Origin of the sequence: Phaeobacter sp. PT47_59 (genome assembly GCF_028890025.1) — a bacterium.
Classification (GTDB): Bacteria; Pseudomonadota; Alphaproteobacteria; order Rhodobacterales; family Rhodobacteraceae; genus Phycobacter.
Map to the genome: position 1 here is coordinate 16543 of NZ_JARCJL010000024.1, position 22091 is coordinate 38633.

The 22091-nt window shown below is 60.2% G+C and carries 22 protein-coding genes; 17 read left to right on the forward strand and 5 right to left on the reverse strand.

Going from position 1 to position 22091, the window contains the following annotated elements:
- Positions 1-17: 17 nt before the first annotated feature.
- On the reverse strand, positions 18-803 hold the full coding sequence (locus PXK01_RS17600; protein WP_204114563.1) for an enoyl-CoA hydratase-related protein: 786 nt from the start codon (positions 801-803) through the stop codon (positions 18-20).
- A gap of 134 nt (positions 804-937) precedes the next feature.
- Here PXK01_RS17600 and PXK01_RS17605 point away from each other — a divergent pair, with 134 nt between their 5' ends.
- Genes PXK01_RS17605 through PXK01_RS17630 form a run of 6 tightly spaced genes read left to right on the forward strand, consistent with a single transcriptional unit; the run spans position 938 to position 5921 of the window.
- A complete protein-coding gene (locus tag PXK01_RS17605; protein ID WP_204114564.1) occupies positions 938-2152 on the forward strand; it encodes an acyl-CoA dehydrogenase family protein in 1215 nt (404 codons plus the stop codon).
- A 13-nt stretch (positions 2153-2165) separates the two neighbouring features.
- Entirely contained in the window at positions 2166-3365 is a 1200-nt protein-coding gene (locus tag PXK01_RS17610; RefSeq protein WP_204114565.1) for an acyl-CoA dehydrogenase family protein, read from the forward strand.
- A gap of 9 nt (positions 3366-3374) precedes the next feature.
- Positions 3375-4229 carry an SDR family NAD(P)-dependent oxidoreductase gene (locus PXK01_RS17615; RefSeq protein ID WP_057796873.1) on the forward strand — a complete coding sequence of 285 codons (855 nt, stop codon included), beginning with the start codon at positions 3375-3377 and terminating at the stop codon, positions 4227-4229.
- Positions 4222-5025, forward strand: coding sequence for an enoyl-CoA hydratase-related protein (locus PXK01_RS17620; protein WP_204114566.1), 804 nt, complete (start codon positions 4222-4224; stop codon positions 5023-5025). The genes PXK01_RS17615 and PXK01_RS17620 overlap by 8 nt, the downstream gene beginning before the upstream one ends.
- Positions 5026-5037: 12 nt before the next feature.
- On the forward strand, positions 5038-5520 hold the full coding sequence (locus tag PXK01_RS17625) for a PaaI family thioesterase (RefSeq protein ID WP_204114567.1): 483 nt from the start codon (positions 5038-5040) through the stop codon (positions 5518-5520).
- The gene (locus tag PXK01_RS17630; protein ID WP_204114568.1) at positions 5520-5921 is read left to right on the forward strand and encodes a PaaI family thioesterase; all 402 of its coding nucleotides are present in this window, start codon (positions 5520-5522) and stop codon (positions 5919-5921) included. The genes PXK01_RS17625 and PXK01_RS17630 overlap by 1 nt, the downstream gene beginning before the upstream one ends.
- Here PXK01_RS17630 and PXK01_RS17635 read toward each other — a convergent pair.
- Positions 5903-7303: a TetR/AcrR family transcriptional regulator gene (locus PXK01_RS17635; protein ID WP_274861124.1), complete on the reverse strand. Its 1401-nt coding sequence runs from the start codon at positions 7301-7303 to the stop codon at positions 5903-5905. The genes PXK01_RS17630 and PXK01_RS17635 overlap by 19 nt on opposite strands.
- 89 nt (positions 7304-7392) lie before the next feature.
- Here PXK01_RS17635 and PXK01_RS17640 point away from each other — a divergent pair, with 89 nt between their 5' ends.
- The 6 genes from PXK01_RS17640 (at position 7393) to PXK01_RS17665 (ending at position 13048) form a co-directional block, all read left to right on the forward strand.
- Positions 7393-8154 carry a glucose 1-dehydrogenase gene (locus PXK01_RS17640; RefSeq protein WP_204114570.1) on the forward strand — a complete coding sequence of 254 codons (762 nt, stop codon included), beginning with the start codon at positions 7393-7395 and terminating at the stop codon, positions 8152-8154.
- Positions 8155-8267: 113 nt separating this feature from the next.
- Positions 8268-10205, forward strand: a complete 1938-nt coding sequence (locus PXK01_RS17645; protein ID WP_204114571.1) for an AMP-binding protein — start codon at positions 8268-8270, stop codon at positions 10203-10205.
- Complete coding sequence (locus PXK01_RS17650) at positions 10202-11056, forward strand: SDR family oxidoreductase (protein WP_218394044.1); 855 nt, start codon at positions 10202-10204, stop codon at positions 11054-11056. Before PXK01_RS17645 ends, PXK01_RS17650 begins: the two co-directional genes overlap by 4 nt.
- The gene (locus PXK01_RS17655; protein ID WP_028288568.1) at positions 11040-11765 is read left to right on the forward strand and encodes an AraC family transcriptional regulator; all 726 of its coding nucleotides are present in this window, start codon (positions 11040-11042) and stop codon (positions 11763-11765) included. Before PXK01_RS17650 ends, PXK01_RS17655 begins: the two co-directional genes overlap by 17 nt.
- A 21-nt stretch (positions 11766-11786) precedes the next feature.
- Positions 11787-12242, forward strand: coding sequence for a PaaI family thioesterase (locus PXK01_RS17660; RefSeq protein WP_027264411.1), 456 nt, complete (start codon positions 11787-11789; stop codon positions 12240-12242).
- A 305-nt stretch (positions 12243-12547) separates the two neighbouring features.
- On the forward strand, positions 12548-13048 hold the full coding sequence (locus tag PXK01_RS17665; RefSeq protein WP_204114573.1) for a DNA-3-methyladenine glycosylase I: 501 nt from the start codon (positions 12548-12550) through the stop codon (positions 13046-13048).
- A gap of 87 nt (positions 13049-13135) precedes the next feature.
- On the opposite strand, the gene PXK01_RS17670 is transcribed toward PXK01_RS17665, so the two are convergent.
- Positions 13136-13564, reverse strand: coding sequence for a MarR family winged helix-turn-helix transcriptional regulator (locus PXK01_RS17670; protein WP_043753647.1), 429 nt, complete (start codon positions 13562-13564; stop codon positions 13136-13138).
- Between the two features lie 98 nt (positions 13565-13662).
- On the opposite strand from PXK01_RS17670, the gene PXK01_RS17675 reads away from it, so the two are divergent.
- Complete coding sequence (locus tag PXK01_RS17675) at positions 13663-14097, forward strand: DoxX family protein (RefSeq protein WP_028288569.1); 435 nt, start codon at positions 13663-13665, stop codon at positions 14095-14097.
- Positions 14094-14798: a glutathione S-transferase family protein gene (locus PXK01_RS17680; protein WP_204114574.1), complete on the forward strand. Its 705-nt coding sequence runs from the start codon at positions 14094-14096 to the stop codon at positions 14796-14798. The genes PXK01_RS17675 and PXK01_RS17680 overlap by 4 nt, the downstream gene beginning before the upstream one ends.
- Before the next feature lie 461 nt (positions 14799-15259).
- Here PXK01_RS17680 and PXK01_RS17685 read toward each other — a convergent pair whose 3' ends face one another.
- Both PXK01_RS17685 and PXK01_RS17690 read right to left on the reverse strand, forming a co-directional pair.
- Entirely contained in the window at positions 15260-16780 is a 1521-nt protein-coding gene (locus PXK01_RS17685; protein WP_028288571.1) for a class I adenylate-forming enzyme family protein, read from the reverse strand.
- 26 nt (positions 16781-16806) lie between these two features.
- Positions 16807-18807, reverse strand: coding sequence for an NADPH-dependent 2,4-dienoyl-CoA reductase (locus PXK01_RS17690; RefSeq protein WP_142494838.1), 2001 nt, complete (start codon positions 18805-18807; stop codon positions 16807-16809).
- Positions 18808-18933: 126 nt separating this feature from the next.
- Between PXK01_RS17690 and PXK01_RS17695 the strand changes: the two genes are divergently transcribed.
- From PXK01_RS17695 to PXK01_RS17705, 3 genes are read left to right on the forward strand one after another with little or no spacing between them, the layout of a single operon-like run.
- Positions 18934-20115 carry an acyl-CoA dehydrogenase family protein gene (locus tag PXK01_RS17695; RefSeq protein ID WP_028288573.1) on the forward strand — a complete coding sequence of 394 codons (1182 nt, stop codon included), beginning with the start codon at positions 18934-18936 and terminating at the stop codon, positions 20113-20115.
- Positions 20112-20891: an enoyl-CoA hydratase/isomerase family protein gene (locus tag PXK01_RS17700; RefSeq protein ID WP_028288574.1), complete on the forward strand. Its 780-nt coding sequence runs from the start codon at positions 20112-20114 to the stop codon at positions 20889-20891. The genes PXK01_RS17695 and PXK01_RS17700 overlap by 4 nt, the downstream gene beginning before the upstream one ends.
- A 9-nt stretch (positions 20892-20900) precedes the next feature.
- On the forward strand, positions 20901-22061 hold the full coding sequence (locus PXK01_RS17705) for an acyl-CoA dehydrogenase family protein (protein WP_028288575.1): 1161 nt from the start codon (positions 20901-20903) through the stop codon (positions 22059-22061).
- The last annotated feature ends 30 nt before the right edge of the window (positions 22062-22091 follow it).

Genomic DNA, 22091 nt, shown 5'->3' on the forward strand with positions numbered 1-22091 from the left:
CTCTCCTCCCCGTTTGATCAGCGGCCCGTCCATTCGGGTTTGCGCTTCTCAATAAAGGCATCAAAGCCTTCGCGCGCGTCTTCGGTCTGCGCCACACGCGGTAACAGTGTTTCTGCAAACCGCATCTGCTGCGGATAGGTCATGTCCTCCATCGCGTGACAGGCGTATTTTCCCAGCCGGATCGCGCTCGGCGACTGCGCGGCGATCTGGGCAACCAGTTCTGCAACCTTGTCGTCCAGCCCCGCGGCATCGGTCACATAGTTGACCAGATTGAACTGCAGGGCTTCCTCGGCCGTCAGAGGAACGCCGGTGATGAACATCTCCATCAGCCTCCGCCGGGGCAGCACGCGCATCATGGGTGGCACGATCGTCATGGGAAACAGACCTACCTTCACTTCCGGCGTTCCGATGCGGGCATGATCCGCCATCACAGCCAGATCGCAGGCACAGATGATGCCCGCTCCCGCCCCCATCGCGACGCCATTGATGCGCGCGATCGTTGGCTTTCGGCACGCCTGTATCGTCTCGAACAACCTTCCGGCAAAATGATCCGGGTCCGCCGGATCCTGAACAAACGGGCCGCCATCCGCCCCCGCCTTGATGTCGCCCCCGGCACAGAAGGCGCGCTCGCCCTCGCCGGTCAGAACGATCACGCGGCAATCGCTGTCCGTCTCGGCAGCACATATGGCGGCCATGATCCCGTCTGCGACCTCACGGTTGAGGGCATTTCGATTGTCAGGACGTCGAATCGTGATACGCACTTCTTTGCCGAGCGCCTGCGATTGAACAACGCTCTCAGTCATTTCCGAAGCTCCCCCCCTGTATTCAGGACACCGCGCTTTCTTACGTCAGGTCGTCAAAAGCTTGGCTTGATCTATTTTCTAACATATGTTTGATTTTGGTCAACACTGCGGACGACATTTTTCGGGAGGATGATATGACCACTCAAAGTGAGGCTATCGCGGCTGATCTGGAAGCCATCAGGGCGAACTATTCTTTGACTGATGAGCAAAGCCAGATCGTCGATCACGTGGATCGGGTATCGCGCGAGGTGCTGCACCCGCTGCAGGCGCGCATGGATGACGAGGAATGGTGGCCCGATGATCTGTTCAAGCAGATGGGCGAGCTGGGCCTGCTGGGGATTACCGCGCCGGAGGAGCTGGGCGGATCGGGGCAGAACGAGTTCACCCAGGCGCTGGTGTCCGAGGTGATTTCGAAGTGGAACCCGGCTGTGGGCCTCTCGCACGGGGCGCATGACAACCTGTGCCTGAATAACCTGCTGCGCAACGGCTCCGAAGAGCAGGTGAAGAAATACGTGCCGGGCCTTTGCTCGGGCGAGCTCGTCGGTGCTTTGGGCCTGACCGAACCGGGTGCGGGATCCGATGCGCTCGGATCCATGGCCACCACTGCCCGCCGCGACGGTGATGATTATGTCATCAACGGCTCGAAGATTTACATCACCAACGGCCCCATTGCCGATGTGATCCTGCTTTATGCCAAAACCGACAAGTCGAAGGGCGCCAAGGGCATTTCTGCTTTCATCATCGAGACGGACAATCCCGGTTTCAAGGTGGCGCAAAAGCTTGACAAAATGGGCTTTCGCGGCTCGCCAACCGGAGAACTGGTGTTTGAGGATTGCCGCGTACCCGCATCCGCCATGGTTGGACCGGAAAACACCGGCGTTTCGGTGGTAATGAGCGGGTTGGATCTGGAGCGTGCTATGGTTGCCTCAGTCTGCGTTGGCATGGCCGAACGCGCCCTGGAACTAGGGCTGGAATACGCCAAGATTCGCGAACAATTCGGCAAACCGATTGCAAGTTTCCAGATGATGCAGTCGAAACTGGCCGAGATCTACACCGAGGTCGAAACCGCGCGCGCATTCGGTTATCGGGCACTGGCCGCCTGTACGGGCCTACCAAAAGGGGCCGGGGGCCGTGGCGAAATCCACAAACTGACCGCGGCGGCCTGTCTTTACGCAGGCGAGGCATTCAACAAGGCGGTGACCGAAGCCTGTCATATTCATGGTGGCTCTGGCTACATGCAGGACACCGAGATCAACCGGCTGTTCCGCGCCAACAAATTGTTGGAGATCGGCGCGGGAACAAGCGAAGTCCGCAAGATCATCATTGCCGAAGAACTTTTGCGCGCCTGAGGGGGACGAGACAATGAACAAGCAACTGCGCAACGACACCGCTCTGCCAACACATTTCATGACGGACGAACAGCAGGCCCTGGCCGATCAGGCCGGCAAGTTCTTCATGTCCGAATTCCACCATCTGAATGCGGAAATGGACGATACTGATGACCTGCCGTCTTCGGTTTTCCCCAAGCTGGGCGAAATGGGCTATCTGGGACTGAACGTGCCGCCGGAATTCGGCGGCGCTGGTTTGGATTTCACCTCGGCCTGCATCATCACCGAACAGCTGTCGCGGGCCTCTGCCGCGATTGGGCTGACTCATGTGGCGCATGACAATTTGTGCGTCAACAACATCTATCGCAACGCCAATGACGATCTGCGCCGAAAATACCTGCCAGGTCTGTGCAACGGAACGCTGATCGGCGCCCTGGGTCTGACCGAACCCGGCGCGGGGTCTGATGCGCTTGGCTCGATGCGGACCACGGCCAAAAAGGATGCCGACGACTACATCCTGAACGGCGCCAAGATCTACATCACCAATGGGCCGATTGCCGATCTGGTGCTGGTCTATGCCAAGACATCGCCCGAAAAAGGGGCCAAGGGCATTTCCGCCTTTATCGTGGAAACCGACACGCCCGGTTTCAAGGTGGCGCAGAAGCTCAACAAGATGGGATTCCGCGGCTCGCCGACGGGCGAACTGGTATTCGAAGATTGCCGTGTTCCGGCCAGAAACATGGTCGGCAAGCTGGATGGCGGGGTTGCCGTTACCATGTCCGGACTTGATCTGGAACGTGCCATCGTCTGTTTCAACGCTCTGGGCATTGCGCAGCGGGCGCTGGATATTTCCATCGACTACGCCAAGACACGCCAGCAATTCGGCAAACCGATCGCCAGTTTTCAGATGGTTCAGGCGATGCTGGCCGACATGTATACGCAGATCGAGGCCGCGCGGAGCCTGTCCTTGCGCACCGCTGCCATGTGTGAAGGCCTCGAAGAGGGCGAAGGCGGGCGCGGCGAAATCCACAAGCTCACCGCTGCGGCGATCTACAAGGCCGCTGAGGCGACATCCTTCGTGCTGGACAAAGCTGTCCAGATTCACGGCGGCTCGGGTTACATGCGTGATACAGAAGTGAACCGGCTGTACCGGACCGGTCGCGTGCTTGAGGTCGGCGCAGGCACCCAGGAGGTTCGCAAACTCATCATTTCTGGCGAATTGCTGAAGAATTAGGGGCGGAACATGAGCGAAGCGAAATCAAGGCGTTACGCGTCGGATCTCATGGCGGGCCAGGTTGCCCTGGTCACGGGGTCCGGATCTGGAATGGGCCGGGCGACGGCGATCGAAATGGCCGCTTGCGGGGCCAGGCTTGCGCTGTTCGCGCGCCGCGAAGAGCCGCTGGAAGAGACCGCCGAAATGATCCGGGCGGCGGGGGGCGAGGCCTTTGTCGTGCCCGGAGACACCCGCGACGAAGACAGTATCGAAGCTGCGATGGGGCGGATCAAGGACCACTATGGGCAGTTGGATGTTTTGGTGAACAATGCCGGCGGCCAGTATATCGCGGCCGCCCGCGATATCACCAACAAGGGCTTCGAAGCCGTGATCCGCAACAACCTGATCGGGTCTTGGCAGATGACCCGGGCAGCGGCGGATCACTTCATGTACGACAATGGTGGATCGGTTGTGTTTGTCACCGCCATCTCGGCGCGCACCGCGCTTACCGGCTTTACACACACCGTCGCCGCCCGCGCCGGTGTAACGGGCATGATGAAAACGCTGGCCGCCGAATGGGGCGAGTACGGCATCCGGCTGAACTGTGTCGCGCCGGGCACGATCAAGACCGATGCGCTTGGCCGCTATCCGATTCCGCCGGAACAGTGGAAAAAGCTGAACCGCTCGGTGCTAAACCGGATGGGGGCGGCCGAGGACATCGCAGGCACGATCATTTTCCTGGCCTCGAAACTTGGCGGTTTCATCACCGGAGAAGACATTTATGTAGACGGCGGTGAGACCTTGCATATGGGTCATGACGCGCGGGACATGATCAACCCCGCGATGTTCGAGAAACGCGAACGGGGAGATGGCAAGAATGAGTAAACACCCAGTCCTTCTGGAGATTTCCGGCAGGATCGCCACGGTTACGCTGAACGATCCCGAGCGGCGCAACCCGGTCACCGGAAACGACATGATCGCTGCCCTTCTGGAGACCTTCGCCAAGGTGCAGGCCGATCCTCAGGTCAGCGTGATGATCCTGACCGGCGCCGACCCGGCCTTTTGTGCCGGCGGCGACATCAAGGAAATGAACGATCCCGACAGCGTGTTCCGCAAGGAGCCGCTGGCGGCGGCGCAGAGCTATGTTGATGGGGTGCAGCGGCTGCCGCTTGCGCTCTACAACATGGATATTCCGACCATCGCCGCAGTCAACGGCCCGGCGGTGGGCGCGGGGTGCGACCTGACCATGATGTGCGACATGCGCATCGCGTCGGAAAAAGCAAGGTTCGGCGAAGTGTTTCTGAATCTCGGAATCATTCCGGGCGATGCGGGCAGCTGGTTCCTGTTGCGTCGTCTGGGCCACCAGAAGGCCGCCGATCTGACCTTCTCAGGGCGCATGGTCGAGGCCAAGGAAGCGCTGGAGCTTGGTATGGTGCTTGAACTTGTGCCTCATGAAAAATTGATGGAACGGGCCCGCGAACGGGCCGCTGTCATCGCCGCGAAACCGCCGCGCGCGGTGCGGGTCGCCAAGCGTCTGATGCGCAATGCCGAACGGATGGACCTGCCGGATTTTCTGAATTCCGCGGCGGCCTATCAGGCGCTCATGCATCAGACCGAAGACCACCACGAGGCGGTTGCTGCGTTCGTCGAAAAACGAAAACCCAATTTCACGGGGCGTTAAAGGAAAGATCGCATGTCAGACATCACCCAAAAGAAGATGGAGCAAATCGCGCAGATGTGGAATGCGCGCGGCAAGGGTCTGATAACGCATATGGCGCTTGAGATCGAAGAGGTCTCGACCGAACGTGTTCGGGTTCGGATGCCGTTCAATCCGGACTTTTGCGTCGATGCGGAACAATCGCTGCTCCACGGTGGTATCCTGACGGCACTTCTGGACAGTGTCTTTGGACTGGCGAACTTTGTTGCCATCGAAGGCGTCAGTACCATGGCCACTCTTGACCTCAGAGTTGATTACCTGCGCCCGGCCCGTTCGCGCGCGGATGTCATCGTTCAAGCGCATTGTTTTCGCAAGACCCGCCACATCGCCTTCAATTCCGGCAGCGTCTGGTTCGCGGGCCATGAGGATGCTGAAATAGCCAGGGGAACCGCCTCGTTTGCATTGACGCGCGGCGAAACCAGCCTGTTTGACGCAATGACAAAAGGAAAAACCTCGTGATGGACGTGCAAACTGTCAATGCCAATGTTTCCCGGGTGCCGTTCTTCCGATTTCTCAACTTTGAGGTCAGAAGTCTAGACAGTCTCCATGCTGAGGCGGAGATGACCTTTGATGACCCCCATATCGGTAACCCGATCATGGAGTACTACCATGGCGGCATAATCGCGAGTTTTATGGAGGCCACTGCCGCCATCGCGGTACAGCCCGATTTCGCCGACGTTCCGGCCAAGCCGATCAACCTGACCGTCGATTACCTCAGACCCGGTGTGAAGGGACCGCTTTTTGCGCGCGCTAACGTCACGCGCAAAGGCAAGCGGATGGCAAGCGTCAGCGTGCTCAGCTGGCAGACGGATCGGGAAAAGGCGGTTGCCGAAGGGCTGTATCACTTCCTTCTGGTCTGACCGGGGCAACCGCTTTCAGGGCTACCTTGTCCTGTGGACGGGGCCGCTTCCCGGTTACAAATGCCTTCCAGTAACAGATAGATGAGCATGCTGGAGAATTCAGGCAGTGATAGATATCCTTCCACTCCTGCCTTGTTCGGGTCGAACCATTCCACCGTCCAGTTTAAGGCACCCAACATCACCTGGCGCAAGGGGACGATCTTGATATCCGACCGTATGGCACCGTCGTCCTGAGCTTCACGGAGTATCCGATCCCAGAGTTTTCCATACTCATGGCGAATACCCCTGTGCCTCTCCCTGAAATGATTGGGGAGCATTCCATAGCTTCTGATATTCGCCGAGGTGAATTCACTTGCCTTGAAGAGGAAATCCAGGTGCGCCCAGATTGCAGTCGCTATCTTGGCGTGATGATCGTACGGGGCATCGAATTTCCGAACGGCGGCTTCGACACCTGATAGCAAGTCCCTCAGTCCGGCGTTTAGAACTTCGTCAACGATCGCTTCTTTGGAGTTGAAATGGTAATAGACGCTGCCCGCTTTCATGTCCGCTTCTTCCGCGATCTTTCTCAGCGTGGTCGCCTTGTAGCCATTGTCCCTCAGAACGCGCGCTGCGGCCTTTAGAATTTCTGCACGGGTCTTAGCCGCCTTGCTGTCGGGATCCGGGGTTTTGGCGGGAGTGGCGGGGCACAGCTTCAAGCCTTCGGTACCCGCCTTGCGATGTGGACACATTCCGTCAAGTATCAGCTTACTCATTCGTTCCGCGAGGATGCGCACCGGATACTTGTCGACATCGTACCATTCTACGGTCCAGTTCATGGCACTCAGGATGAACTGGCGGATCACAGCAGTGGATATGTCGCTTCGAAGGTGGCCGGCGCGTTTGGCGTCATTCAGGAATTTGCCCCAGGCCCCTGCATATGATGCACGCAATTCGCGATGCGGGGCGCGTGTTTCGTCCGACAACATCGGATAGTTCCGAATATTGGCTGACGTGAAGTCGCTGTCGGTCAAGAGATAGGTCAGATGTGTTTCAATCAGCAGTCCGAAAGTCTTGCGAAAATCCTCCGAACTTGTCGGTGCCGACCGAACAATTTCACTGACCGCCTGATATAGTTGACGGACGCCAAGATCGAGAACTTCGCTCAGAATCTGGTCCTTGGATTGAAAATGATAATAAATGCTGCCGGCCTCAATGCCAGCTACCTGCGCGATGTCGCGCATAGTCGTTGCGTGATAGCCTTCATACCGAAAAAGTCGCGCGGCCGCAGCGAGTATGGCTTCGCGGGTCCTCTCCGACTTGCTTAGATCGTCATTCACTATCCTGGTATCTTCAATCTGTCGTGCCATCCAGTGTCGATACTTGTCGTAGATGAGGCTGTCCATTGCAATTAATCTAACAACTGTTAGATTACATCGGAGAGAGTGTCGAATCAAGCTCTTTTCAAGGTGCAACGGAAGAGGAGGACCTCCACATGCGAGGGTTGAGTGGAAAACGGGTCGTCGTGACCGGCGGTGGGAGCGGCATTGGCCGAGCGGTTTGCGAACGGTTCGGCGCGGAGGGTGCCGAAGTCGCCGTTTTCGATCTGAACAAAGCCGGAGCGGATGAAACCGCCAAACTAATCACTGAATCCGGCGGAAAAGCGACTGCATTTCAGGCGGATATCACCGATCGCGCACAGGTCGACAAGGCCGTCGCCGAGTTCGAATCCGGCGGACCGATTGATGTGCTGGTGAACAACGCGGGCTGGGACGTGATCAAACCGTTCCTCGACACCGATCCCGACCTTTGGAAAAAGGTCATCGACATAAATCTTTACGGTCCGCTGAATATGCATCACGCGGTGCTTCCGGGCATGGTCAAGAACGGCGGCGGCCGTGTGGTCAACATCGCGTCCGACGCCGGACGCGTCGGATCATCCGGCGAAGCCGTGTATTCGGCCTGCAAGGGTGGCATCATCTCGTTCACCAAAACCGTAGCGCGCGAACTGGCGCGTAAAGGTATTCAATTGAATGCGGTCGCCCCCGGCCCGACCGATACGCCGCTGTTCGCTCAGGTTGCCGAGGGCGAGGCCGGTCAAAAGATCGCCGAAGGTCTCAAGCGGGCGATTCCGATGAAGCGTCTTGCGCAGCCGACGGATTACCCTGGCATCATCTGCTTCCTGTCGTCGGACGACGCAGGGTTCATTACCGGCCAGGTGATTTCGGTTTCGGGCGGCCTGTCCATGCACGGTTAAAACGCTGGCAGCAGCGCCGGACTCAAGGCGCTGCTGCCATACCGTGCCAAGAGTTACCTCCCCGACTGGCCGCGCCTTATATGCGGCCCTTTTTCATTCTAGAAAGGTTGCGAATGTTTCAGCCAGGCTCTGACATCCAGCGGACAAGCACGCTGACCGCATTTCTGAGGGGCTGCGGCATTGACAGTTACGAGGAACTCGTCCGCCGTTCGAATGAAGACCCAGACTGGTTCTTGGGGCAGATCATTGACCATGCCGGGATACGGTTCGCGCGGCCCTACAGCCGGTTGCGAGATATCTCCGAAGGGCCCGAATCGATCCGGTGGGCCGTCGGGAGTACTTTGAATCTGACGGAAACCTGTCTTGACGCCCGAATTGCCGATGGCTTGGGCGACAAGGTCGCAATCGACTGGGTCGGCGAAGACGGAAGCCGCCGCCGCTGGACCTATTCCGACCTTACCGCCGAAGCCTCCCGCGTCGCCTCGGCCCTTGCCACGCGCGGTGTAAGGCCCGGTCAGGCGGTGGGCATCTATATGCCGATGATCCCCGAAATCGAGGCCGCGCTTCTGGGTATTGCCCGGCTGGGCGCGGTTGCGGTGCCGCTGTTTTCCGGTTTTGCGCCCCATGCCATCGTATCGCGCCTGAACGACGCGGATGCCGTGGCGGTGTTGACGGCGGATGCCACACCCCGGCGAGGCAAGCCGGTCTGGATGGAAGCGACCCTTGCCCAAGCTTTGACCGACGTACCATCGGTTCATACCGTGATCAGCCTGCGACGGTTCGGCGATGCGGTGGCCGATCCGGCCCGCGATCTGGACTGGACCGAAACAGTGGGCCGCGCCAGTCCGGAGTTTGCCGCCGTTCCCGTCAGTGCCGATGACACCTTTCTCATCGCCTATACATCGGGCACCACCGGGCGGCCCAAGGGTGTCGTGCATACCCATTTGGGCGTGCAGGCCAAGGCCACGGCCGATTTCCTGCTTTGCCTCGACATGAAACGGGATGACCGGCACCTCTGGATGACCGACATGGGGTGGGTCATGGGACCGCTCACCCTTTTATCGGTGCTCTTGTCCGGTTCGACTCTGGTGCTGGCCGAGGGCGCACCATCAATGCCCGGCGATCCCTTCAGGCTGCTGCGTCTTGCGTCCGAGATGGAGGTCACGCATCTCGGCGTGGCCCCGACCCTGGTACGGCAGTTCATGACGCAGGATACTGAATCTTTGTCGGGCTACGACTTGTCGTCCCTGCGCATCGTCGCCTCGACCGGCGAGCCCTGGACCGAGGATGCCTGGCTCTGGCAGCTCGATCATATCTGTCGCCGCCGCGCCGTGCCGCTGAACATCTCGGGCGGGACCGAGCTTTTTGGCGCGATCCTGACCTCGACCGTGCTGCACGAGCTCAAGCCCGGCGGATTTTCGGCCCAGGCCCTGGGTGTCGGGGCCAAGGTTCTGCGCCAGGACGGCAGCGAAGCCGCACCGGGCGAGGTCGGCGAACTGGTCGTGACCCAGCCGCCTCTGGGTCTGACCCCGGCCATCAGGGGGGACCGCGATCGCTACCTTGACACCTACTGGTCCACCTTCCCCGGCCTCTGGCGGCACGGCGACTGGGTGCGCTGCGATCCGGACGGGACATGGTATATCCTGGGCCGGTCGGACGACACGCTGAACATCGCCGGCAAACGCATCGGCCCGCCCGAGATCGAGGCGGCCCTGACCGAAACCGGAGAGGTGGTGGACGCCGCGGCCATCGCGGCACCTGATGACATCAAGGGCGTGGCTGTCGTCTGCGTCTGCGTGGCGGCACCAAATGTGTCGCCGGACGCGGAGCTCGTGAACCGGCTCAAGGATCGTGTCGGGGAGATCGTCTCGAAACCCTTCCGCCCGCGCGAGATCCACTTTGTCGAAGCGCTGCCCAAGACCCGCAGCATGAAAACCATGCGCCGTGTCGTGCGCGCCGCCTTTCTCGGTGAAGATCCAGGCGATCTGTCGTCGATCAGCAACCCGGAAACCATTCAGCCCATCGCAGACCTGCAAAAGGAAAAGTCATGATCACTGTTTTCGGAGCCACGGGCACGACTGGTGCGCCCCTCGTCGACACGCTTCTGGCAAAAGGCGCGACCGTGCGCGCTGTCACCAGCGACCTCTCAAAGTTAGACGCGCTAAAGGCCAAAGGATGCGAGGCGGTCGTCGCGGATTTCACGGACCCTGCCGCGCTGGCGCGGGCCTGTGACGGGGCAGAAAAGATATACCTGGTCACGCCTGCCCATCTGAACATGCGCCAGTGGAAGGCGAACGTGATCGAGGCGGCCAAGGCCGCGGGCGTGCGCCATATCGTTGTGGCCACGGGGCTTGGCGCGTCGCCCAAGGCGGGGCTGACCTTTGGAAAGTGGCATTCCGAAACCCAGGAGCTGCTGAAGCAAAGCGGCCTTGACTGGACCTTTGTCCAGCCGACCTATTTCATGCAGAACCTGCTGTGGCAGGCCGGTAACATTGCAAAGGACGCCGTGTACTATGACGATCTGGGCGGCCCCGTGGCCTGGATCGACGCCCGCGACATCGCGGATGTCGCCGCCGAGGCGCTGACCGCTCCGGGTTACGAAGGCAAGGCTCTTGGTCTGACCGGGCCCGAAGCTCTTACCGGAGAAGATATCGCCGCCCTCCTGTCCAGGGTGACCGGGCGCACTGTCTCCTGCGCACCCCTGCCGGCCGAAAATGCCAAGGCGGGCATGGTGGCTGGCGGAATGCAGGACGAGGTCGCCAGAGCCATGGTCGAATTGGCTTCCATCGCGCCCAAGGGCTACCTTGCCGGCATCGAGACCACGGTCAGCGATGTGATGGGACGCCCGGCGCGCCGATTTGCCGATTTCGTCGCCGAGAACCGGGATGCTTTCGTCAAGTAACCTGATGGCGGCGCCGCTTTATCTCGAACTGGCGCCGCCTGAGGAAGCGGCCAAACAGATCGACCATTTGTTCGTGTTCCGCGATACCGGTGTGCTGAGCGGTGGTGGACGCGGGCGGTTCGCAACCGACCTCTTTACCCTTTCGGTAACGCGCGACGACAGCGGCGGCGGGCGCGTATCGCTGGCAGAACCGCGCCCCTATTTTTCGCCCCGCCCAAGGCCATTCCAGGGTGTCGTGGCCGGGCTGCGACTGTCGTCACGACCGCAGCGATTTCCCGACTCCAAAGGGCTGGACATGCTGGCCTCAGAACTGGCCCGGGTTCAGACCGGGGACGATGACCTGCCTGCGCTCATCGCGGTGCTTGACGGCCTTGCGAGAGACCTGCGCTTTGCCGCACCACCCGGAGCTTACAGCGACCGGACCAAACGTCGAAAGGTGCGGGCGGAAACCGGCGTGTCGCGGCGGCGGCTTGCGACCTTGCGACGCTTTCGCCGGGCTCTCGGGCAGCTTGCGTCAAAGACCCTGCCGCTGAGCGATCTGGCGCTGGACGCCGGATATTACGATCAATCTCACTTGTCCGCCGCTTGCCGGATCTTCGCCGGCAAACCGCCCGGCGCGTTGCGCGCTCTGTCTATTCCGCGTCGTTTTGACCTTTCGCTACAAGATACGCGCCTCAAAGACCGCCTAAGATTGGTCATTGACGAATGAAATCGAAGAGGAAGACCCGCCATGACACAATTCAAACCGAAAAACCCCGACTATGACGCACGCGTGCGCAACAGTTTCGATCGCCAGAAGGTGATGAACACGTTGGGGATCAGCATTGCCGAGTTGTTACCCGGCCGCATCGTTCTGGAAATGGCACATCAGGTTGCACTGACCCAGCAGCATGGGTTTTTGCATGCCGGAATCGTGTCGACAGCGCTGGACAGCGCCTGCGGATACGCGGCCTTTTCGCTGATGCCAGCGGACGCGGCAGTGTTGACGGCCGAATTCAAGATCAACCTACTCAACCCGGCGGACGGCGAACGGTTTCGCTTCGTCGCTGACGTGGTGAAACCAGGCAGGACGCTGACCATATGCGAGGCGCGTGCCTATGCCGTGAAGGGCCAGGATGAAAAGCTCGTCGCAACGATGACCGGAACGCTCATGGCGCTGATCGGGCGGGCGGGGGTCGCGGACTGAGCGCAACCCGGCCGCAGCACATCCGATCCGGGCGGCCGGGCCGATTATTCAGACAGCTGGATCAGCTGTTCCAGCGGCTCGCGACCTCGGCCAACCGTTTCCCGTAGGCGCGCGCGGTATCCAGATCGCCGCCAGCAGGTTCAGACCTGTCAAGCGGTAATGTTAGCTTTTAGCAGTGCGGTCGCCGATTGTCCGTCGTCAGGGTTTTTCGGAGAGCTGAGACTGTATCGTAACGGAGGATCTGGTTCGGTTTCTGTTCAAGTTTATGCGGCAGCGGCCTGATGCTGCAACCGTAATTGGAACGGATGGACGCCCACGGTGCCGATGGGCTGCCGTCACGCCGGAGTTTCCAGTCAGGGCTGAGCTGGCGCACCATTCTGGCCAAGCGCGAGAACTTTCGTGCTGCCTTCGCCGGGTTCGACTTTCGGGGAGTTGCGAACTTTGACGACAACGACATTGAGCGCCTACTTGCCGATGAAGGAATTGTTCGCTATCGAGGCAAGATCGAAGCCGTGATCAACAACGCTCGCCGTACTTTCGAGGTCGTCCAAGAGGAAGGCTCCTTCGCCGCATTCATCTGGCTATATGAACCTGCCAAGGACGACGCACTGCCACAAATGCGGTCCAAATCAACAGCGTCCGAGACCCTTTCCAAAGACCTACGAAAGCTTGGCTTCAAATTCGTGGGACCGACCACCGTATATGCATTCATGCCGGCCATGGGATGTATCAACGATCACGCAGAAGTCTGTTGGATGCGAAAGGACGTCGAAACAGCCCGAAATACCCTTCGCACACCGACATAGGCAACTGTCGGCCAATTAACGTGAAAAAAATCAAGGCCACTTAGCGTGGAAAGTCACAGACAGGTTTCGCGTCAGTCGACCGAGACTTCAGAGCCTTGAGAGTAGCGTGGCCAATTGAGCGGCGTCTTTGGGTTTCAGCTTTGCGCCGATCCTTTCCGACAGAACCCGTTCATAGATCGGCCACATCGCCCTCCTGACAGATTTACCCTTTTCAGAGATAGAAATGTTTTGACCTCGCCCATCTTCCGAGCAGTCCCGTCGGTCCACCAGCCCTGCTTTCACCATGCGGTCCAGCAACCGCGATGTACCGTATTGGGGTAACAATATCCGGTCTTTGAGTTCGAATGGACGGAGTCCGTCCGGGCCTGCCTTCTCGAGTTCGAGAAGCGCGTCATACCATGCAAGTGGCGGGTATCCTGCCGATTTCAGAGACGATTCGACAGCCTCAAGCAAAACGCGGCTTTTAGTCATGAGGGCTGTCCAGGCGGCCTCAGTAGCATGGTCAATCTCGTTCATATCCAGCACCTATCATGTGCATGCAAGTGCATCAACCTTGACGTCGCATGTAACGCGCTATATATAGATGCAAATGCATCGACATATGGGATCATATCATGTCAAAATCGCACCTCACAGAATTTGGGATATTCCTGCTCCGTATAGCACTCGGTATCATGTTCCTGGCGCACAGCCTGTTTCTCAAGCTCTTCATTTTCACACTTCCCGGAACGGCGCAGTTCTTCATTTCGATCGGGCTGCCCGGCTGGTTTGCTTATATGGTATTTGCAGTCGAGGCGATTGCCGGTGCCTTTTTGGTCCTCGGCATACAGGCGCGGTGGGTCGCGTCGGCGACCGTGCCCATCCTGGCCGGAGCGACCTGGGCTCACTCCGGAAACGGCTGGATGTTCGGATACGAGAACGGCGGGTGGGAATACCCGGCCTATCTGACGCTGCTTGCCATCGTGCAAGGGCTTCTGGGCGACGGCCGTTTCGCCCTCAGCCCTTCCTTCGCGCCCGGTAACGTGCAGATGGAGGGAGAGACAACATGAGCCTCCACCTCATTAGCCATGCGGCCTGCCCATATGTGCAGCGCGCGGCGATCTCGCTCACTGAGAAAGGTGTCACGTTCGAGAGAACTGACATCGATCTTTCGAACAAGCCCGACTGGTTTCTTGCCATATCTCCGCTGGGCAAGACGCCTGTCCTGGTTGTGGACGGGACGCCGATTTTCGAATCTGCGGTTATCCTCGAATATCTTGAGGATACACAACCCCACGCGCTTCATCCGCACGACGCTCTTGATCGCGCCCGCCACCGTGCCTGGATTGAATTTGGATCTGCTGTCTTGAACGACATTGCGGGGTTCTACTCGGCGCCGAACGAGAAAGCGTTGGAAGAAAAAGTGGCGGCGCTCCGCGCAAAGTTCCTTCGGCTGGACGCGGAGCTTGGGGAGGGACCATGGTTCGATGGCCACCGGTTCAGCCTCGTCGATGTCGTATTCGGCCCGGTCTTCCGCTATTTCGACGTTTTTGACACCATCGGAGAGTTTGGCGTCTTCACAGGGCTTGCCCGTGTAAGGGCCTGGCGACATGAACTGGAGCGTCGGGTTTCTGTGAAGAATGCCGTCAGTGAAGATTACCCGACCCTTCTGCGTGACTTCATCAGACGGCGCAATTCTTACCTGTCCCAGATCATGCAGACAGGAGGGCCGAAGAAGACAGTTACACAGGTGCGATCGGCTGACCGCTGATCACTTGATATCGTTTTGTCGGGCCGCAGTACAGAACCGGACGTTTGAGGTCGCTTGGCGAATGTCCGCTTTGTCCCGCACATCGGATAGTCGCCGACTTTCCCTTGAAGGCCCGCAGCAGCCCCAACCGGCAATTGCCGGCAGTCCATGCCCGTCCGTGCGATGCGCAGGGTTACTGCTGCCCCCACAGCGAAACCGGGAACAAACCACCGATCGCATTGATGAATGGCTCAGGGATCTACGAATCCTCCTGAGCTCAAACACCCGGAAAACCCTAGCCGTGTAGTCCGACAGAGGGCTGCGCATCAATCGCGGGTCAATCTATCCCAGATGGTGGATCACTTTCAGGGGGTTACTCCAAAGGGCGGGGATAAGAAGCTCGTGGCAACGAGGATAAGAACGCTTTTATCGCTATTGGGGCGAACTGGCGTGGCTGGCTGACGATCGGGTCAGAGCGAAAATTAATCTGCGAGCCGGGCTTCGAGGATATGCCGCTGGATCTTGCCGCTGGTCGATCTGGGAAAATCCTCGAACGCGATGAAGCGAATTTCGCGTGGTCGCTTATAGCCAGCGAGGCTTTCGCGGCACAAGTTCAGCAGCGCCTCGGCATCCGGCCCGTCATCGTCACAGGCGACAAAGGCCACCGGGCTTTCCCCCCATTTCGCGTCGAAGGCCCTTACCACGGCGGCATCGATCACATCGGGATGAGAAAGAAGCACACGTTCGATTTCCGCCGGATAGACGTTTTCACCTCCGGTCTTGATCAGGTATTTCGCCCGATCCACAAAGTCGACGGTGCCGTCCGCATTGCGCCGGAACAGATCGCCCATGTGGAAAAAGCCGTTGCGAAAGTCACGGGCATTGGTGTCGTCGGCGTTCCAGTACCCGGAAAACAGCGTCGGACCCCGAAGCGCCATTTCGCCCGGCGTTCCATCGGGGACTTCGCGGTCGTCGGGATCGACCAGCCGCACCTCGCAAAAGGCGCTGATGCGCTTGGACAGCCGGTCCGGGGTCACACCCGGCGCGATCAGATCGGCGGTTCCCGGCGGCAGGCCGGTTTCGGTCGCCCCGAAGGAATTCAGATAGGGCGTGTCCAGAAGACCGGTCAGTTCCGCGATCTGATGCGGCGGCACCAGATCAGCCATTGCGCCGCAAACCTTGATCCCCTTCAGCGGCAAAGGGTTGGCGTGCCGTTCGTTAATAAAAGCCTCCAGTGCCCCGGGCATCATCACGAACCAGCCGATCCTGTGGCGTGACAGCGCCTCGTTGATGACGGCGGGCTGCAGCCCGTCCACCATCACCACGGTCCCACCCCGCAGGATCGTTGCCAGCGCATGATCGGTGGAGGCCATGTGGAACATCGGCGCCCAGGCGATGAACCCGTCGCCGGGATCCAGCGCCAGCTGGGCCGCAAAAACCATGGATCGGGCGATATGCGCGCGGTGGCTGATATGCGCCCCCTTGGGCAGGCCCGTGGTCCCCGAGGTATAGAGGATCGTCAGACCGGCCTCGGGGTCGTCAACCATGGTTCCGGTGCGCGGGTCCGGCTCGACCCCGGCAATGGCCGTTTCCAGGTCTGGCCCGACGGTTAGACAGGGTGTCGACGCGACGGCGCGGTAAGCTTCTGAAAGTTCCGGTTCGACAACCGCGAGAACCGGCTCGACCAGATCGATGCAGTGCCGCAGTTCATCGGGGGCAAGCCGCCAGTTCAGACAGGCGACGATCGCGCCGATTCCCGCTGCTGCAAGTTCGACCTCCAGGTATTCTGAGCGGTTATGCGACAGGATCGCGATCCTGTCTCCGGGCGCCACGCCTCGTGCCAGAAAGACAGCCGCCAGACGATCGACCCGCTCCAGCAGTTCTGCATAGGTCAGTTTCCTGCTGCCGTCCTCGATGGCGAGGGCGCGGGCGCAGTCATGTGCGCGGGTTCGAAAGATCGAATACAGATCAGCGCGCCCCGCGCGGATGACGCCGGTCAGCATAGTTTCCCCCTTGCCCGAGCCTCGGTTCAGAGATCCTGCGCCAGGCGCACGCCCTCATCAATGGCGCGCAGCGCATCCAGTTCGGCGGCCTCCTTTGCCCCGCCGATCATCGTAACCAGGACGCCGCGCGCTACAACCTCTTTGGCCAGGGCCCGTTCCGGTTCCTGACCGGTGCACAGCACAATTGTATCGGCTGCGATGACCGTCGGGTTTCCGTCCGCGACGATGTGCAGCCCCGCATCGTCGATATGTTCATAGGTCACCCCGCCCATTGCCTCGACCCCATGTTTGCGCAGCGCGTTGCGCAGGATCCACCCTGTCGAAACACCAAGCCCCGCGCCCGGTTTAGCGGTCTTGCGCTGCAGCATGACGACCTTGCGGCGCGACGGCTTCGGTGCCAGAGGGTCGCCCGCCAGGGCACCCGAGGAGACAAATTCGGGGTCCACTCCCCAGGTTTCGCAAAAGACGTCGGAATTCGCGGTCTCGGCGGGTTTGGTCACTAGGAACTCGGCCACATCATGACCGATGCCCCCCGCCCCCATCACCACGACACGGTCGCCCGCCTCGCGGTCACCGGACAGAATTTCGGCGTAGGTCGCGACGCTGGGATGGTCGATACCCGGCAGGTCGGGAATGCGCGGCGTGACCCCGGTGGCGATGACCACATGGTCAAATCCCTCAAGATCGCTCGCCTCTGCCCGCTGTCCCAGACGCTGCGTGACCCCGTGTTTCTGCATCTGACCGGCATAATACCGCAGGGTTTCGTCGAATTCGTCCTTGCCTGGTGCGGCGCGGGCCAGATTCAGCTGACCGCCCAATTTGTCCTGCGCTTCGAACAGGGTGACATCGTGGCCCAGCCGTGCCGCCTCGGCGGCTGTGGCCATGCCCGCGGCACCACCGCCAACGACGGCCACTTTCTTTGGCGTGTCGGTTGGCGTATCCCGGAATTCCGTTTCACGCCCGGCCCTTGGATTGACCAGACATCCGACCGGCCGGTCCGAAAAAATGAAATCCAGGCAGGCCTGGTTGCAGGCAATGCAGGTGTTGATCTCGTCTGCGCGGCCCTCGCGCGTCTTTTTCACGAAATGCGGATCGGCCAGAAACGGGCGCGCCATCGAGATCATGTCCGCATCGCCAGAGGCAAGTATGTCTTCTGCAAGCTGGGGTGTGTTGATCCGGTTCGAGGCGACTACCGGGATCGACACCGCCGCTTTGACGTTGGCTGCCGCCTTGCGCCAGGCACCGCGCGGCACCGGGTAGGCGATCGTCGGCACGCGGGCCTCATGCCAGCCGATGCCGGTGTTCAGGATATCCGCACCCGCAGCCTCGATCTTGCGGGCCAGTGCGGCAATTTCATCGGCGGGCGCGCCGCCCTCGACCAGATCGGCCGCCGAAATCCGGTAGATGACCAGAAAGTCGGGGCCGCAACGTTCGCGCACCGCGCGCACGATATCGACCGGGAATCGGTGGCGGTTCGCGGCGCTGCCGCCCCAGTCGTCTTGGCGCTTGTTGGTGTGGGTGACGGTGAATTCGTTGATCAGGTATCCCTCGGACCCCATGATCTCGACGCCATCAAAGCCTGCGGCCAGCGCATTGGCGGCCGCCACGGCAAAATCCTCGATGGTACGGAGAATGTCGGCTTCGGTCATTTCACGCGGGATGAAACGGTTGATCGGGGCGCGGATCGGCGACGGGGCCACACACCCTTCGATCTTGGCATAGCGCCCGGCGTGGAGGAGTTGCGCGCAGATCAGGCTGCCTTCGGCCTGCACCGCCTCGCAGATCGGGCGCAGGTCAAGCGCTTCTTCCGGGTCATCGATTCTCGGACCTTCTGGATCGAATATGCCCTCGGCATTGGGCGAAAACCCGCCGGTGACCAGAATCGCCGCCTCCCCCCGCGCCCGCTCAGAGTAAAAAGCGATCTGTTTAGCTATGCCGTCAGGCTCGGTTTCCAACCGCGTGTGCATCGACCCCATGATGACACGATTTCGCAATGTATGCTGGCCTGCGCGGATGGGCGAGAGCATGGTTTCAAAGCTTCCATCTGGTCTATTTTTCACTTTGGTTCTCCTCCTCAAAACTGCACTTGATATACATTCTAACATTTGTTAGATTTTTGGAAAGAAGATTTTCGCTCACGAGGAGGAGCACCGATGCAATTCCAGCCTACAGACGATCAGAAGGCGTTTCGCGAGACCGCAAAGCGCTTCGCAACTGAAAGGCTTTCGCCCACATATCAAGAACGCGCCAGCGGCCATACATTCGACCGTGCGCTGATCAAGGAGATGGGCGCACTGGGGCTGATCGGGGCCGATCTGCCCGAGGAATTCGGGGGTCTCGGCGAAAGCTCTGTCACGTCAGGGCTGATCGTCGAAGAGATCGCCTATGCCGATTTCAACGCAAGTTACGTGCAGCTTCTGGGCTCTCTCATGGGCGGAATGGTTGCCAAACATGCCTCCAAGGACATCGCGTCGGAATGGGTGCCCAAGGTTGTTTCGGGTGATGCGGTCATTGGCCTGGGCCTGACAGAGCCGCGCGGCGGTTCGGATGCGGCGAACCTGATTCTGAGGGCCGAGAAATCCGGCAACGGCTGGCGGCTGAACGGTGAAAAGACATCCATGAGTTTTGCCAGTCAGGCGGATGCGGCGGTCGTCTTTGCCCGTACCGGCGATCCTGACGGCGGCTCACGCGGGGTCAGCGCCTTTTTCGTCGATCTGAACCAGGAAGGCATCAAGCGCACCCATTTTGACGACATCGGCACCAAGCCTGTCGGGCGCGGCTCGGTTTTCTTTGACGATGTTTTCGTGCCGGCTGAAAACATGATGGCGGAACAGGACCGTGCCTTTGGCACGATCATGGCGGGCTTCGACTATTCCCGCGCACTGATCGGGCTGGAGTGCCTGGGGGCCGCGCAAGCGTCGGTGGATGAAACCTGGGCCTACGTTCAGGAGCGCGAGGCATTCGGAGCCCCGATCGTGCAGTATCAGGGTGTCAGCTTTCCCTTGGCCGAGGCCGAGACCCAACTGACCATGATGCGCCAGCTTTGCTATTACACGCTGGACCTGCGCGACCGTGGCCTGCCCCACACCTCTCAGGCCGCCATGTGCAAATGGTACCTGCCCAAAACCGCCTGCGAGATCCTGCACCAGTGCCTGATCCTGCACGGACATTACGGCTACACCACCGACCTGCCCCACCACCAGCGCTACAACGATGTGCTCGGCTTGCAGATCGGTGACGGCACCGCGCAGATCCAGAAGCTGGTGATCGCCCGCGAGAAGGTCGGTCGCATGGCGCTGCAGTATGACAAGAAGGCGAAGGGAGCCTCGAAATGAGCGACCCCATCCTCGTCACTTCCGAGGGCAACACCGGCATCATCGAACTGGCCCGCCCCGAGAAATTCAATTGCCTGTCACTTGAGGTGCATGAGCGTATTTCTGTCGCGCGTGCGGAATTCGAGGCGAACCCCGCTATTCGGGCGATCCTCATCCGGGCGCAGGGCAAGCACTTTTGCACCGGTGCCGATCTGGTGGAAGTGAAAGGTAAATTGAACGATCCCGCCGCGCTGGACCATTTCATCGCCTTTGGCATGAAAAACCTGCGTGCGCTCGAAACCTCCTCCCTCCCTGTCGTAGTCGCAGTGCAGGGGTTGTGTCTGGCCGGCGGGATCGAACTGATGCTGGCCTGCGACGTGTGCTTTGCGGCCGAAAGCGCCCAGTTTGGCGATCAGCATGCGCAATTCGGGCTGATTCCCGGTTGGGGTGGCTCGCAGCGGCTGACGCGGTTGATGGGGCAGCGCCGGGCGCTCGACCTGATGTTCTCGGCCCGCTGGCTCAAGTCGGACGAGGCCAAAGAGGCCGGCCTGGTCAACTACATCGTGCCGGATGCGGACCTGCACAAGATCTCGCTGGAATACTGCCAGAAGATCGCCACCCGCTCGCGTCCCGGCATCGCCGAGATGAAGCGGTTGGCGCGCGAAGGTGCGGACCTTGGTATCGACCAGCAGATGCGGCTTGAGCGCGATGCCGCGGTGCGTGCACTGCCCAGCGATGACGTGGCCGAGGGCCTCGACGCATTCGAGAACCGGCGCGCCCCCGAATTCAAGGCCTGAGGACGAAACATGGATTTCATTTTGAACGACGAACAACGCCAGATTTACGAGTATGGCGGCCAGCTGGCGCAGAAATACGACAATGCGTATTGGCTGGACCACGCGCGCAGGCATGAGTTCCCGCACGAGATGTTCAAGCAGATTGCCGATGACGGTTTCCTGGGCATCATGGTGCCCGAGGAATTCGGCGGCGCGGGCCTTGGTATGACTGAAATGGCCCTGTTCATGGAGGGCACCGCCAATCACGGCATTCCGCTTTTGATGATGGTGGTCGGGCCGACCATGTCGCTGGCCCATATCGCCAGCCACGGGAGCGAGTTCCACAAGAAAGAACTGCTGCCGGCCGCCTGCCGCGGTGATATCCAGTTCTGTTTCGCGATCACCGAACCGGGGGCCGGGTCGAACACGATGAAGGCCACTACGCTGGCCAAGCGTCGAGGCAACCGGTTCAGCCTGTCGGGCGAAAAGACCTTCATCACCGGGGCCGAAGTGGCCGACTACTGCCTCGTGGTGGCGCGGACCAAACCGCATACCGAGGTCAGCCGCAAGACCGACGGCTTTACCCTGTTCGCCGTGGATCTGAAGAAAAAAGGCGTCCACAAGCAGCGGGTGAAGATCTCGATCCCCCTGCCCGAGGAGCAGTGGACACTGTTCTTCGACGATGTGGATCTCGGCCCCGAGGATGTGGTCGGCGAGGTGGACGAAGGGTTCTCGATCCTGTTCGACAGCCTCAACCCCGAGCGTATTATCCTGGCCGCCTTGTGCTGCGGCATCGGCCGGTTCGCCCTGAACAAGGGCGTGGCCTATGCCTCCGAGCGCAATGTGTTCGGCCAACCCATCGGTGCGCACCAGGGCGTGCAGCATCCGATGGCCAAGGCGCATACGGCAGTCGAAATGGCCAGTCTGATGACCCGGCGCGCGGCATGGGAGTTCGACAACAAGCTGCCTGCCGGTGCGTCGTCGAACATGGCGAAATATGCCGCCGCCGAAGCCGGGATCGAAGCGGTCGACGCGGCGCTTCAGGCGCATGGTGGATCGGGCTTTACCGAAGATACGGGACTTTACGAAATGTACCCGCTGGTCCGCCTGCTGCGCACAGCGCCGGTGAACCGCGAACTGTGCCTGAGCTTTATCGGCGAAAAGGTCATGGGCCTGCCACGATCCTATTGATCGCCACGGCTAGGAACGGAGAACGACATG